The organism is Dactylosporangium darangshiense (genome assembly GCF_039537565.1).
Taxonomy (GTDB): Bacteria; Actinomycetota; Actinomycetes; order Mycobacteriales; family Micromonosporaceae; genus Dactylosporangium; species Dactylosporangium darangshiense.
This window is the reverse complement of sequence record NZ_BAABAT010000044.1, coordinates 1-13,093: the sequence shown is the minus strand read 5'-3', so window position 1 is coordinate 13,093 and position 13,093 is coordinate 1. Positions and strand designations below refer to the sequence as shown.

The 13,093-nt window shown below is 68.8% G+C and carries 13 protein-coding genes and 1 pseudogene; 7 read left to right on the top strand and 7 right to left on the bottom strand.

Annotated elements, in window-relative coordinates; genetic code table 11:
* Positions 1 to 48: 48 nt before the first annotated feature.
* Positions 49 to 3,363, top strand: a complete 3,315-nt coding sequence (locus tag ABD901_RS46025) for a glycosyl hydrolase family 95 catalytic domain-containing protein (RefSeq protein ID WP_345137996.1) — start codon at positions 49 to 51, stop codon at positions 3,361 to 3,363.
* A 103-nt stretch (positions 3,364 to 3,466) separates the two neighbouring features.
* Here the strand turns inward: ABD901_RS46025 and ABD901_RS46020 are convergent, their stop codons facing one another.
* Together ABD901_RS46020 and ABD901_RS46015 are read right to left on the bottom strand one after the other, a co-directional pair.
* Entirely contained in the window at positions 3,467 to 3,622 is a 156-nt protein-coding gene (locus tag ABD901_RS46020; protein WP_345137994.1) for a hypothetical protein, read from the bottom strand.
* Positions 3,623 to 3,637: 15 nt separating this feature from the next.
* Positions 3,638 to 3,856 (bottom strand): hypothetical protein, encoded by a 219-nt coding sequence (locus ABD901_RS46015; RefSeq protein WP_345137992.1) that lies wholly within the window; start codon positions 3,854 to 3,856, stop codon positions 3,638 to 3,640.
* Positions 3,857 to 4,071: 215 nt separating this feature from the next.
* Between ABD901_RS46015 and ABD901_RS46010 the strand changes: the two are divergent.
* A pseudogene (locus ABD901_RS46010) lies at positions 4,072 to 4,626 on the top strand (GDSL-type esterase/lipase family protein); the annotation flags it as partial.
* The gene (locus ABD901_RS46005; RefSeq protein WP_345138156.1) at positions 4,581 to 5,060 is read left to right on the top strand and encodes a discoidin domain-containing protein; all 480 of its coding nucleotides are present in this window, start codon (positions 4,581 to 4,583) and stop codon (positions 5,058 to 5,060) included. The pseudogene ABD901_RS46010 and the gene ABD901_RS46005, both read left to right, overlap by 46 nt.
* Here ABD901_RS46005 and ABD901_RS46000 read toward each other — a convergent pair.
* Positions 5,057 to 5,584, bottom strand: coding sequence for a hypothetical protein (locus ABD901_RS46000; RefSeq protein ID WP_345137990.1), 528 nt, complete (start codon positions 5,582 to 5,584; stop codon positions 5,057 to 5,059). The two genes, ABD901_RS46005 and ABD901_RS46000, sit on opposite strands and share 4 nt — an antisense overlap.
* Before the next feature lie 123 nt (positions 5,585 to 5,707).
* Between ABD901_RS46000 and ABD901_RS45995 the strand changes: the two genes are divergently transcribed.
* The gene (locus ABD901_RS45995; protein WP_345137988.1) at positions 5,708 to 6,250 is read left to right on the top strand and encodes a hypothetical protein; all 543 of its coding nucleotides are present in this window, start codon (positions 5,708 to 5,710) and stop codon (positions 6,248 to 6,250) included.
* 12 nt (positions 6,251 to 6,262) lie between these two features.
* Here ABD901_RS45995 and ABD901_RS45990 read toward each other — a convergent pair whose 3' ends face one another.
* Positions 6,263 to 7,039: an IclR family transcriptional regulator gene (locus tag ABD901_RS45990; RefSeq protein WP_345138154.1), complete on the bottom strand. Its 777-nt coding sequence runs from the start codon at positions 7,037 to 7,039 to the stop codon at positions 6,263 to 6,265.
* Positions 7,040 to 7,344: 305 nt separating this feature from the next.
* Between ABD901_RS45990 and ABD901_RS45985 the strand changes: the two genes are divergently transcribed.
* Positions 7,345 to 7,821, top strand: coding sequence for a hypothetical protein (locus ABD901_RS45985; RefSeq protein WP_345137986.1), 477 nt, complete (start codon positions 7,345 to 7,347; stop codon positions 7,819 to 7,821).
* 1,080 nt (positions 7,822 to 8,901) lie between these two features.
* Positions 8,902 to 9,192 (top strand): hypothetical protein, encoded by a 291-nt coding sequence (locus ABD901_RS45980; RefSeq protein ID WP_345137984.1) that lies wholly within the window; start codon positions 8,902 to 8,904, stop codon positions 9,190 to 9,192.
* Between the two features lie 598 nt (positions 9,193 to 9,790).
* Here the strand turns inward: ABD901_RS45980 and ABD901_RS45975 are convergent.
* The 3 genes from ABD901_RS45975 to ABD901_RS45965 form a co-directional block, all read right to left on the bottom strand.
* Entirely contained in the window at positions 9,791 to 10,576 is a 786-nt protein-coding gene (locus tag ABD901_RS45975; RefSeq protein ID WP_345137982.1) for a DUF4232 domain-containing protein, read from the bottom strand.
* A complete protein-coding gene (locus ABD901_RS45970) occupies positions 10,569 to 11,072 on the bottom strand; it encodes an RNA polymerase sigma factor (protein WP_345137980.1) in 504 nt (167 codons plus the stop codon). Before ABD901_RS45970 ends, ABD901_RS45975 begins: the two co-directional genes overlap by 8 nt.
* A 314-nt stretch (positions 11,073 to 11,386) precedes the next feature.
* Positions 11,387 to 12,178, bottom strand: coding sequence for a hypothetical protein (locus ABD901_RS45965; RefSeq protein ID WP_345137978.1), 792 nt, complete (start codon positions 12,176 to 12,178; stop codon positions 11,387 to 11,389).
* 200 nt (positions 12,179 to 12,378) lie between these two features.
* Between ABD901_RS45965 and ABD901_RS45960 the strand changes: the two genes are divergently transcribed.
* Positions 12,379 to 13,093: transposase (locus ABD901_RS45960; protein ID WP_345137976.1), on the top strand; the 715-nt coding region annotated here is incomplete at its 3' end.

Below are 13,093 nucleotides of genomic sequence, written 5' to 3'. Positions count from 1 at the left end.
GGGCGGCCGCTCTCCGCCCCGGGGTACACCCCCATGTGAAGGAGCCCCATGAAACAGGGCCAACACCGCACGATGTCCCGCGGCGCCGTCCTCAGACGCGTGCTCGGCGTCGCCGCGGCCGTCCTCCTGCTCACCCCCGCCGCGCTGCAGGCCAGCGCGGCCGACCCGCCGGTGAACCTGTCGCGCAACGCGGGCGCCGTGGCGGTCGCCTCCTACCAGGACGGCACGCTGGTCGCCGCCAACGCCATCGACGGCAACACCGCAACCCGCTGGTCCAGCGACCACAGCAACGACAACAATGCGTGGATCTACGTCGACCTGGGCACGTCCTACGCCGTGACGTCGGTGGTGCTGCGATGGGAGACCGCCTACGCCAAGGCGTACAAGATCCAGGTCTCGGACAACGCGTCGAGCTGGACCGACGTCTTCTCCACCACGACCGGCGCCGGCGGCACCGAGACGGTGAACTTCAGCCGCACCACGCGGTACGTGCGGATGCAGGGCTTGACCCCGAACACCCAGTGGGGCTACTCGCTGTGGGAGTTCGAGGTCTGGGGCACCGGCGGCAGCACCCCGCCGCCACCGCCGCCGCCGACCGGCGGCGCGCCGGCGATCGCGACGTCGAACACCTACCCGCAGACCTACGGCGACTGGGCGAACGGGCTGCTGGCCGGCAACGGCAAGCAGGGCATCATCGTGTTCGGCAACCCGCGCAACGAGACCGTCGTGTTCAACGACAAGCGGTTCTTCATGGCGCGCACGGAGGCCCGGCCGCACCGCACGTTCAACACCGTCAGCGCGGACAACATCAACCGCATCCGCGACATGGCGATCGCCGGGCAGTATCAGCAGGCGAACCAGCTCGCCGCCGACGTCCAGGGGTACCAGGGCGGCGGTGAGGGCAGCAAGCATCCGGGCTTCAAGATGACCATGCAGATGCCCGACGCCGGCACGGTGCGCAACTACACCCGCTCCACGGACTACGCCAACGGCGTGGTGTCGGTGAAGTGGGCGGACGACATGGGCAGCTGGCAGCGGGACTCGTTCGTGTCCCGGACCGACGGGGTCACGGTGCAGTACATTCCGGCGCCGTCCGGGCAGCGGCTCAACGTGACGCTGGGCCTGACGATCGACCCGGGCATGAACCTGACGAACAAGGGCGTGACCTACACCAACAACTCCAACGTGAACTTCCTCAACCTGCGGGCGAAGTACCCCAGTGGCTCCTACAACGCCGGCTACGAGGGCGTCACCCGCATCGTGACCGACGGCACGAAGACGATGTCCGGCACCAACGTCGTCGTCGCCAACGCGACCTACGTGACGCTGCTGTCACTCACGCAGCGGTACAACGGCACCTACAACGGCGGCGTCACCGCGGAGACGGAGTGGAACCGGCAGCTGCTGCAGTCGCAGCTGAACGGGATCAACGACAGCTACCAGACGCTGCTGAACCGCCACACGGCCAAGCACCGGGAGATCTTCGGCCGGGTCAACATCGACTTCGGCGCGAGCGCAACGGACCGGGCCAAGCCGACCGAGCAGCTGTTGTCGGAGCAGAAGAACTCCTCGACGCCGAATCTGGCGCTCTACGAGCGGATGTTCTACGCCGGGCGGTACCACCTGCTCGCCTCAAGCAACGACACGGCCGCGCCCGACCTGCTGGGCAACTGGACCGGCGACAGCAACGTCGGCTGGGACGGCTACTACCACCTCGACGCCAACCTCAACCTGCAGATCTCCAGCGGCAACGTCGGCAACATGCCGGAGGCCATGGCCGGGTACTTCTACCTCAACCAGCAGTGGCAGGCGGACTTCCGGACCAACGCGCGCAAGCTGCTCGGCACGCGGGGCATGCTCACCGGCGGCAACACGCCGAACGAGGAAGGCCTCATCTCCAACATCAACTTCGACTACCCGTACCAGTACGTCACCGGCGGCGAGTCGTGGCTGCTGTACCCGTTCTGGGAGTACTACGAGGTCACCGGCGACACGACCTTCCTGGCCAACAAGTACTACCCGCTGATCCGCGACATGGGCGACTTCTACGAGGACTTCCTCGTCAAGAAGGACGGCAACGGCAAGTACATCCTCGCCGGGTCCATCTCGCCGGAGAACCGCCCGCCGAACGGCGTGCCGCTGGCGGTGAACTCGGTGTACGACATCTCCGGCGCCCGCTTCGCCCTGTCCACGCTCATCCAGACGAGCCGGACGCTCGGCCGCGACGCCGACAAGATCCCGGTCTGGCAGGAGAAGCTCGACAACCTGCCGCCGTACATCGTCAACAACGACGGCGCCCTGGCCGAGTGGGCGACGCCGGGCCTGGCCAACCAGAACCAGTACCAGCACCGGCACTCCAGCGGCCTCATGCCGGTCTGGCCGTACCGGGAGATCACCCCGGAGACGAACCGGGCGCAGTACAACGCGGCCCACGTGTTCCTGCAGAAGAAGGACCAGGGTAACTACGAGAACGCCGGGCACGGCCTGCTGCACGGCGCCCTCATCGCCGCCGACCTCAACGACGCCGGCTCGGTCAACGCCAAGCTGCTGCGCTTCGCGAAGGACGACTACTACTACAGCAGCATGGCCACGTCGCACTACAACAACCACAGCGTCTTCGCCACCGACGTGGTCAACTCCGTTCCCACGATCATGATGGAGATGGCGGCCGCCACTCAGCCCGGCACCCTCGAGCTGCTGCCGGCGATGCCCGCGGGCCTGTCGAAGGGCTCCATCAACGGCATGCTGGGCAAGGGCCAGTTCACCATCAACAACCTGACCTGGGACAACAACGCCCACACGATCAAGGTGACGCTGACGTCGAAGATCAACCAGAACCTGACGCTGATCCAGCGCAACGGCATCGCCTCGATCACCACCGACGGCGGCGCGGTCCAGAGCTCGCCGCTGGGCAACATCGCCCGCGTCGTGCCGCTGCAGGCCGGCCGGGCGACCACCCTCAACATCACCACGACCGCGGGCCGGACCAACCTGGCGCTGGGCAAGCCCGCCACGGCGTCGTCGCAGTCCAGCGCCGACCAGTCCGCCGCGAAAGCCGTCGACGGCGACACGGCGTCGCGCTGGGCGGCGAGCCAGGACCCGAACAACTGGATCCAGGTCGACCTCGGCGGCACGTTCAACCTGAGCGAGGTGGACCTGCTGTGGGAGGCGTCGTACGCGAAGGGGTACAAGCTGCAGGCCTCCACTGACGGCTCGTCATGGCGAGACATGTACACCACGACCACCGGCGCCGGCGGCACCGAGCGGATCACCGTCAGCGGCCAGGCCAGATACGTCCGGATGCAAGGCACACAACTGTCCGGGCAGTGGGGCTATTCGCTGTACGAGCTGCAGGTCTACTGAACGAACTCTCCCGGGCGGGCGTTGCGTGGCGCCCGCCCGGCACCTTGCGCGGGACGAACTACGAAAGGACGACCAGGGTGGGACCGAGACATCGACGCATCACCTAACATCGCTGGCCGGTCATCGTCGCCGTGCTCGCGGTGGCGCTCGCGATCACCGGGGCCGGCGCGGTGCTGCGCCCGGCAACGGCGCGGGCGGCCGCCGGCGACTGGACCGGCACCTGGGCGGTCGCGCCGCAGTCCAGCAACGCGACGTTCAACCGGCAGACGATCCGTCAGATCGTACGCACCTCGATCGGCGGTACCGCGGCGCGAATCAAGCTCTCCAACGTGTTCGGCAACCAGCCGGTCACCTTCGCCGACGTCCAGTTGGCCCAGTACTCCGGCGGATCGTCCGTCGTCGCCGGATCCACCCGCACCGTGACGTTCAACGGCGCGGGATCGGTGACGGTACCGGCCGGCGGCTCGGTGCTCAGCGACTCCGTCGCCTTCACGGTCGGCGCGGAGTCGGACGTCGCGGTGAGCTTCTACCTGCCCTCGGCGACCGGCAACGCCACCCAGCACCAGCTCGGCAACCAGAACAACTACGTCGTCGCGGGCGACGTGGCGGGGCAGACCACGCTGTCGGGGGCCGCCACGACGGGCTCGTACTCGTTCCTGACCAACGTCGACGTGCAGAACCCGGCCGCGGAAGGCCGTCGTTACGCTCGGCGCCTCGCTCACCGACGGCTACGCCTCCACCTTCGGCGCCAACCACCGCTGGCCCAACCTGCTCGCCGGCCGGCTCAACAGCGCCGGGCACACCGTCGGCGTGCTCAACGCCGGCATCTCCGGCAACGACCTGCTCAAGGACGGCGCCGGACCCAGCGCGCTCAACCGCTTCCAGCGCGACGTGCTCCAGCAGCCCGGCGCCAAGTGGGTGGTCCTCTCCGACGACCCGATCAACGACCTCGGCGACCCCAACCCGCCGACCGCCGCCCAGCTCATCAGCGGCATCCAGCAGCTGATCTCGCAGGCGCACGCCGCCGGCCTGAAGTTCATCTGCTCCACGCTCACCCCGTTCAAGGGCGCGGGCTACTGGACCCAGACCGGCGAGAACGGCCGCGCGGCGATCAACAGCTTCATCCGCGGCGCCGGCAGCGGATGCGACCACGTCCTCGACCAGGACACCGCCACGCACGACCCCGGCAACCCGCAGGCGTTCCTGCCCGCGTACGACTGCGGCGACCACCTGCACCCCAACGACGCCGGCTACCAGGCCATCGCCAACGCCGTCGACATTCCCGCCATCTTCGGCTCCGGCGGCGGGGTGCGGGATCTGGCGCAGGGCCGACCGGCGCAGGCGTCAGCGTCGGCCCTGGCACAGGTCTGGGTGCGGCGAATGCGGTCGACGGTTCGGAGGCGACGCGGTGGAGCAGTGACTACGTGGACCCGTCGTGGTTGGTCGTGGATCTGGGTGCCACGTATTCGATCAGCCGGGTCCGGTTGAGTTGGGAGGCGGCGTACGGCCGGGCGTACCAGATCCAGACATCGCCGGACGGCAGCAGCTGGACGACGGTCTACTCGACGGCGTCGGGGGACGGCGGCGTCGACGACCTGACGGTCTCCGGCACCGGGCGCTATGTGCGGATGTACGGCACCCAGCGGGCCACGCAGTGGGGGTACTCCCTCTGGTCGTTCCAGGTGCTCGGCTCCTAGCCGCGGCTGGCGTAGAGGTACACCGTGATGGCGTCTTCGGCATCGAGGTTGAACATCACCGATCGGTATGTGCCGTCGGTCGTCGGTTGGTCCTCCTTGATGCCGGAGACGGACTTGGCGGTCTCGGGATCCCAGAGGTTGCCCCCACCGAGGTTGTGCTTCGCGGTGATGGCCCGCAGCCCCGGTGTCGGGGGTGCGGTGAACTTCCCGCCGGCGACGAACGCGTCGAGTCCGGTGCGCGGGATGCGGAACTTCGCCGAGAGATAGGTTTCCAGACCGTTGCTGTAGACGGCGGCGAGCAGCACTGTCCCGGGTGGAAGGGTCACGTGGGCCACCGCCTCCACCTGGGACGCGCTCGCCATCTCCGGCTTGGACTGCGTCGGCAGCAGGTTGACGCCGGCAGCGTCCGCGACAAAACCCGCCACGCCGCACGAGAGCAGTGAGAGCACGAGGCTAACGCTCGCGAGTACGAGCGCGAGTCTGCCCTGACGGGTGCGAGACGCGGGCGCGGGCGCGTCGATCATGGCCGAACTGTAGACCACGCAGCGGTTGTCGTGGGGCACGACCTGAATGACCCCGTTCGACCGGGTCATTCAGTGACACGACGGCATGTCGGCCGCACCCCGGCGCTGCCGAGAATCGATCACGTGAAGCGTCTGCTGCAAATTGCCTTCGTCGTGGTTCTCGCGGTCCTCGCCTACAACGTCGCGACCGGCCGGATTGACGTCCACCTGCCGACCCAAGCGGCTGGGCCGGACGACGAGCGGCACGACGGCGGCGACGGCGGCGGCCGGGGTCCCAAGGTCGACGTCGAGCGCACTTCGGCGGCGCCGAAGACCACCCCGGCGCGTACCCCGGAGGCCTTCCCGGGCCGGATCACCACGTCGTACCGGGGGACGAGCGGCAACGTCTTCGACTCGTCGGGCAAGGCGGTCGCGGCGTGCGGGAACATCAAGGTCGACGTCCGGCTGGAGGCGTACGGGGGGCGGGCCCGGTGGACCGGCACCGCGCTGAGCAACTCCCCGACCGGCGGCATCGCGCCCGACGTGGTCATCGACCCCGCGTCCGGCCGGCTCGACGACAAACAGACCCAGATCGTGCAGATCCGGGGCCGGTTCTCTGGCAACCGGTTCTACGTCCGGCTCGCCGACGAAGGCGGCTCGGCGGTCACCACCGAGTTCGTCTGCTGAGCCGGCACCCGGTCACACCATCGTCCGGCCGATGGCGTCCGCGGCCGCAAGCAGGGGCCGGGACAGCAGCTGCGGGCGAAGCGTCGGGGTGCGACCGGTCACGCCGACCGCGGCGACCACCCGGCCGCTGGAATCCCGCACGGCCGCCGCCACGCAACTGAAGCCGAGGGTCGCCTCCTCGTGCTCCACGGCGATACCGGTGTCGCGGATCGTCGCGAGCACGGCCTCCATGGCGCGCCAGTGCGTGACGGTACGGGTCGTGGCGCGCCCCAGTGACCGGCCGCGCAGGTCGTCGACCAGGGCGGGCCGGTCCGCCAGCACGATGCGGCCCGAGGCCGAGGCGAGGAACACCGGGTCCCGGATCAGGCTGGGCCAGGGACGGCGCACGTCGGCGAGGCGGTTCGCACCGAACACCGAGTCGACGATCGCGTTCGTCGTCTCGGTCGACACCATGAGAAAGGCGATCTCTCCCGACCTGGCGTGCAGGTCCTGCAGGTAGGCGGTGGCGGGCCGGTACCCGCGCTGCTCGCCGGCCAGCGCCCCGAACTCCAGCAGGCGCGATCCCAGCCGGTACACATTGCCGCTGCGGTCGAGCACCCCGCGCTCGACGAGCTGCCCGGCGATGCGCCGCACGGTCGGCTTCGGGATCGCGGTGCTGCGCGTGAGCGCACCGAGCGTGGCCCGGTCCCCGAGCGCCGTCACCGCGTCGAGGATCGAGAAGACCCGCCCGATCACCGTGTGGTCGTCGTCCAACACGCCCTCCCCGGCCGTCTTCCGGCCCCGCACCATTGTCACCCGCTCGTGGGTGACCGGTTCTCCTCGCCACCAGGTCTGCACGTGGGGTGTCTTGAGCCAGCGATGCAGCAGGAAGAAGTCGGCGCGGGTCAGCGGCCGTCAGGTGATCAGCTTAGGGGGGATTATTTGAAGGCGTAGCGGACCTGGCACCTTCGCGCCGCGTAGCCCCGTCACGGACCGTCGCCAACTCGGACTCCGCCGCGCACCGCCTGCGGCATGAGCACGCACGTAATCAAGCAGAGCGACAGCACGGCAGAGCGCGCTTGCGCCCGGTGGCGACCGCGGGAAGAATCTTGCTCGTGCGCCGCTGGATCGCTGGTCTCACCGTGCTCGCGATTGCCATTGTGGCGACGGCGGTGGTCGTGCTCTGGCGCCGCGTGTACGACCCGCGGCAGTACCCAGGCAGCGACCACGTCATGCTCTGGAACGCGCTGACTTGGGCCCATTTAGAGCTGCCGGAGTGCGGCGAGCGCGGGCTGCGGTACGGGTACTACAGCAACATCTTCGGCGAGGCCGACATGCTGATGCGGATCTCCGCGTCGCGTGGATGCATCGAACAGTTCCTGTCAGTGAACGCTGCCGAACTCATCGACGCTGAGGACAGGCCGCCGACGTTCGTCACCGAAGCGCCTGATGCGTGTGGCTGGCCGGACAACCGACTCCTCACCGGCTACTCCATCGCCGCCAACCGGACCTCACCGGCGACTGTGGAACTCGCCACCGACCTGGACACCACTCCGCTCGCCGACCTCTTCGTCCACGCATCCAGCAGCTAGTGTCCGTCGCTCCGTCGAGAGGCTTGCCGAGCTGGCTCGCTCAACGATCGAGCATCGAGTGCGAGGCGCGCCATTTCGATGGGCGCGCCGCTCGACAGGCGGACACCAGCAACGCGCCCCGGTCGCGAGGACTGGTCCCGGGTGCTCGTCATCCCAACTGGCTACTGCCGCAGGCAGCGCGCTCTTCGCGACATGAGCAGATGCTGCGAGGTCGGCGTTACCTTCACAGAGCCGACGTTCATGGGTGTATCAGCCGTACTCGTCGACGTCGAGATCGGCGTGGATCGAGACCAGGAATGCCAGATCCGCAGCCGTGATGTGCCAGCCCAGGAGGTGATGCTGGCCGGGAAGGGCAGCGAGGACCATGCCGGTGTCCTCAGGTTCCGGAGGCCATGTAGGCGGCGAGGATTTAGTTGGGGTGGGCCGCATGCAGTAGGAGCTCACCGAGGGGCCGCAACACGGGCGTCGGAGACAGGAATGGTAGGCATACATCACCGTGCGTCACCAGCGGGGATGAACTCCAGAGCGCTCGCCGCGGCATGAGCGGAAGCCAAGATCCGGCGGTCGGCGCCGCTGTCATCCGCAGCCCGCCGAATGAGATGAGGACGCCTCACGTAATCAGTAGAGCCCCGCGGTCGAGTGCGGCCGGCCAGGAGCGGATGCGGTGACACGGCCTGCACGACTTGCCCAGTTCCGGCCTGCACAGCGGTGCCGGGTCATTGTGGCTAGTCGGCCGGGTCGACCGAGTCGGTGTGTGCGTTGCCGCCGGCGGACGCCTTGAGGGTGATTTCCCAGGTGGTGTACTGCCTGCTGGTGGTCTCGAAGTCGATGGGGTCCGTGAACTTCGATACCTTGCGCTCGCGGTCGGCGGCAGATCAGGACACTCCAGAGGGCGTTTCGTCGGATTGGCTTGGCGGTGCCGCCGACCGCTAGACGAGCGACGTAATCGCCAGCACCTTGCCCTCGGCGATGACTTGGCGTCACTCGGACCATCGAACTTGACGCATCCCCGTATGGTGGCCTTGCCGCATCGTGGTTCCGTCGATTCGCCCAGGAAGTCGCCCGGCCTACGGAGGTGCTGTGAAGTTCGACGACGTGTTCTGGTACATCGTCATATTCCTGTTCCTCTTCAGCGGCAGTATCGCTGGGTTCGTCCAGCACCTCCAGTCCCGCCGGCACAGGTTCAAATTGGCGATGGCCAAGGAGAAGGTCAAGTTGGAGCAGGCGAAGGCGAAGCTGGCCGAGGAGCAGAACCGACAGACCGCGCTGGAGGTGCGCAAGGCCGAGCTGGAGATCGAACGCTATGACCGGCGGATCCCGGGCATGCTATCGGTTCCACTAACCGACGACGGCGTGGAAGAGGTGCCGTAGCCGAATCGCCGCCCGACCGCCGGCACCCGTAAGCATATGGGGTCCTCGGTGTTCACGAACGCTGCCGGGGCGGCGGAGCCTGTACCGCAATCGGCGCTGGACGGCACGGTGTATCCGCACATCGGCGGGATAGGAAGCCTTGGCCTCGCCGTGCTGGTCACACGCTGTGACGTGCACGGGCCGGCCGCCGTGCACCAACGGCGGCAGAAGATGATGCCTACGAGACACTGGGTTGGTGTCCAGAGGTGAAGACGGAATCGTGGCGGGCTGCGGTCGACGGGGTCGCGGCTTACCTTGCCGATGAGGATGCCGACGTCCACAACATCGCGGAAGCCGCGGTCCGGGAGGATGCGCTGACGGCCGTGTTGAGCCTGACCGCGCTGGCGGCCGCTGCATCCGGATTCAATGGACGACAGCGACGTGGTACTGCGTCCCTCACGACCACCTGCGTATCAACCAGATCCGTGCACCTGATCTTGGGGTGTTTCCTCAACGTCGCCGCGGCCGTCCCGGGCATGGTCGGGCATGCGGGCGGGGTGCGCCCGACACCCCGACCACCGTGCGCACCGCGCCGCTGCCGGGCCCGCGCCGGCGCCTGTTACTCGTTGAGCCCGGCCACGATCGGCGAGACGGTGCCCACGTCGATGCCCTTCGCTGAGCACGCCTGGTTCGCCCACGGCACGAACACCGCGGCCGTCTCGTCGGGCGGGTACACGCGGAACCCGGCCACCTGCACCGCGTGGCACTGAGGTTCGAATGCGCCCGGCTGCCCCTGCCGCACCACCGCGTGGGCGACCCCCTGCGGCGCCAGCACGACCCGGACCGGTGTCACGTCCGTCATTCGCTGGACGGGGTCGTTGACCTGCTGCCCCGACGGCCCGGTCACCCACGAGACCCCCGGGTACCCGTACAGCGTGCAGGTGCGCGCCGAGACATTGCGGAACACCAGCCAGTGGTACACGCTCCCGGCCGCCCCGCCACCCGGAGAGCCCTGCGCAGTCACCTGCAGCTCCCCGGTGCGGCAACGCGTGGACTGGACCGGCGTGCTTGTCGCGGACGTGGACGGCGACTCGGCCGAGACCGGCGGCTCCAGCGAGGGCGATGGCGATTCGTGCGACGACGGCGCGGAGCGCGTCGGCGACGCCGAGGCACCCGGCGGGAGCACGGGGCCTGGTCCGGTGGCGATGCGGTACGCGACGCCGGTGGCGCCGGTGAGTGCCACCGCCACAGCGGCGGCGACGGCGGTCACCCGCACCGTGCGCCGGCGGCGGGCGGAGCGGGCGATCCGCTCGTACGCGCCGGGGGCAGGGCCGAGCGGCTCGACCTGGTGCCGGTCCAGCCAGCCCTCGAACCGCTCGTCGAACTGGTCGTCGGGGTCAGTCATCGGTGCCATCCAGTTCCGCTCGGATCCGTGCCCTTGCGTGGAACAGATCCGACTTCACCGTTCCCTCCGGGCGCCCGACGATCGCCGAGACCTCCCGGACCGAGAAGCCGGCCAGGTAGTGCAGCAGCAGCGCGGTGCGCTGGTGCTCCGGCAGCAGTTGCAGCGTCGCGCGCAGGTCGTCGCCCCGCTCGGGCCGCCCGTCCGGGACGTCGCGCTGGTCGGCCGCGGCCAGGCTGAGCACGCGGCGCTCCCGCACCGAGCGCCGCCAGTGGTCGCGCAGCAGGTTCACCGCGACCTTGTACAGGTAGGCGTGCGGATCGTACGAGTCGGACCAGCGCGACAACAGCCGGGTGAACGCCTCGGCGGCGATGTCGTGCGCGGTCTCGTCGTCGTCGACCTGCCGACGCACCCAACCGGCGAGGCGGGCGTAGTTCGCCGCGAAGAAGTCGCGTCGCACGTCTTCGTGCATCGCCGCCCGGCCCGCCTCTCGCTGCACCCCCGCCACCGTTACCGTCACGAATCTGCGACGTCACGCCACCCACCGCGGTTGAGCCCCATGACCAAGATCTTCCATGCGGCAATCCGGCGACGAGGTCACACCGGATGACGCGCGCACATCGGCAGTTCCGGGCGCCCGCTGGCGCCGAATGCTGGTCACGAAGCGTGACCGATTCGGGCAGCCTGGCGCACTCTGTCAGCGGCAGAAGCGGATGGTCGCTATCGCGGTCTGGGCGCTGCCACGCTGGCCGCACCGGCTACTGCGAGACCGGCACGCACGGCCTGGTCCGCTGGGAGACGAAGAAGAGACCGCTACCGACAGCCGCCGCGCACGAAGGGCTGCACAGCCCAGTAGTGAGCCGCGTCCGCCGGCACCGAGCCGACGGCGAGGACCCACTCGTCGCCGAGCGTGCCGATAACGAGGTCGCCGTTCTCGAACCGCAGCACGAGACCAGCGCAGACCGCGTCGCCGTCGTGGCCGACGATCACGGCGCCGTCGGTGAGCCGGGCCCCGATGAACCCGGAGAGTACGTCTGGAGGCCGTGCCGGGCCGACCCTGGTCTCTCCGTGCTCGTCCATGTCGTAGGAATGGTACGGATCCTCCTTCGCAAGCAGGAGTTGGTCGCCGTGGCCGTGTAGGCGGACCGGCACCGCGTATTCGAAGAACAGCCAAGCGTGCAGCAGGCTCTCGGCGTCCGGCCTACGCCGTCCCTCGTACCACTGCCGGGCCTCCGTCACGGCGTCGAGCCGTCGGCCGAACATACGCTTCAGCCACGCTGCGACTATCTCCGGATCGCTGAAGCCTACGTACCCTGCCCTGTGCTCGACGCGTAGTGCCTGCCACACGGCGCGGGCGGTGGCCTCGTAGACGTCGCCTGGGCTGGTGTCGACCTCGGTGATGACCACATCAGTCACGGTTACCTTCGCCGCTGCGGGCAGGCCACGCAAAGCCCACCGAGCACCCAGCTCAGCTTCCCGCCTGTGTTCGCCGGCAGCGCTGGCGGCCACCTCGACCTCCGACCGGCTCGATGCCGCCACCTCGACGGTGACCTGAGCAAATCGCGATGAGCGATTCGTCTGCCTCAGCAAACGGAAGGTCGTCATGATTCAGATGGTTCCAGGCGGGTTCCGGCCTCGCCAGGTCGGGACCCGCCAAACCGGCCGGGCCTAACGAACGCTAAACATCAAAAGAGGCGCTTCTGACGCTTCCATGGGCGGCTCGGCGCGTCGTGAATAGCGCACGCCGTTGTCCTGCCTAGGTTCTGGCTTGTCGAAGGTCAGAACTGCGGTGGCGGGAGAACGGCGTGCGTACTGCAAGGTTATGGGCTGGGCTGCTCGGCGTCGACAAGGCGATGGTTGAGCGTGTCGAGTTCGACGAGGACGAGGGCGTTGTTGTCGTGTCGGTGCGCCCAGGGCGCGGACAGCGGCGGCGGTGCGGGGTGTGCCGGCGGCGCTGTGCGGGCTATGACCAGGGCGAGGGTCGCCGGCGGTGGCGAGCATTGGATCTGGGCACAATCCGCGCGTTCGTCGAGGCGGACGCGCCGCGGGTGTCCTGCCCGGTGCACGGCGTAGTCGTCGCCGCGGTGCCGTGGGCGCGGCATGGTGCTGGACACACCCTGGCCTTCGATCAGACGGTGGCCTGGCTGGCCACGGTGTGCTCGAAGAGCGCAGTGACCCAGTTGATGCGCATCGCCTGGCGCACGGTGGGCGCGGTGGTGGCTCGGGTATGGGCCGACACCGCCGGTCGAGTGGACCTGCTGGCCGGGCTGCGCCGGATCGGCATCGACGAGATCTCCTACCGCAAGGGGCACAAGTACCTGCTGGTGGTGGTCGACCACGACACCGGTCGCCTGGTGTGGGTGGGCAAGGGCCGCGATCAGGCCGGCCTGACAGCGTTCTTCACGCTGCTGGGACCGCGCCGGTGCGCGCAGCTGACCCACATCTCCTCCGACAGCGCGCGGTGGATGAACGAGGTCATCGCCACGCACTGCCCGCAGGCGATCCGGGCGGCCGACCCGT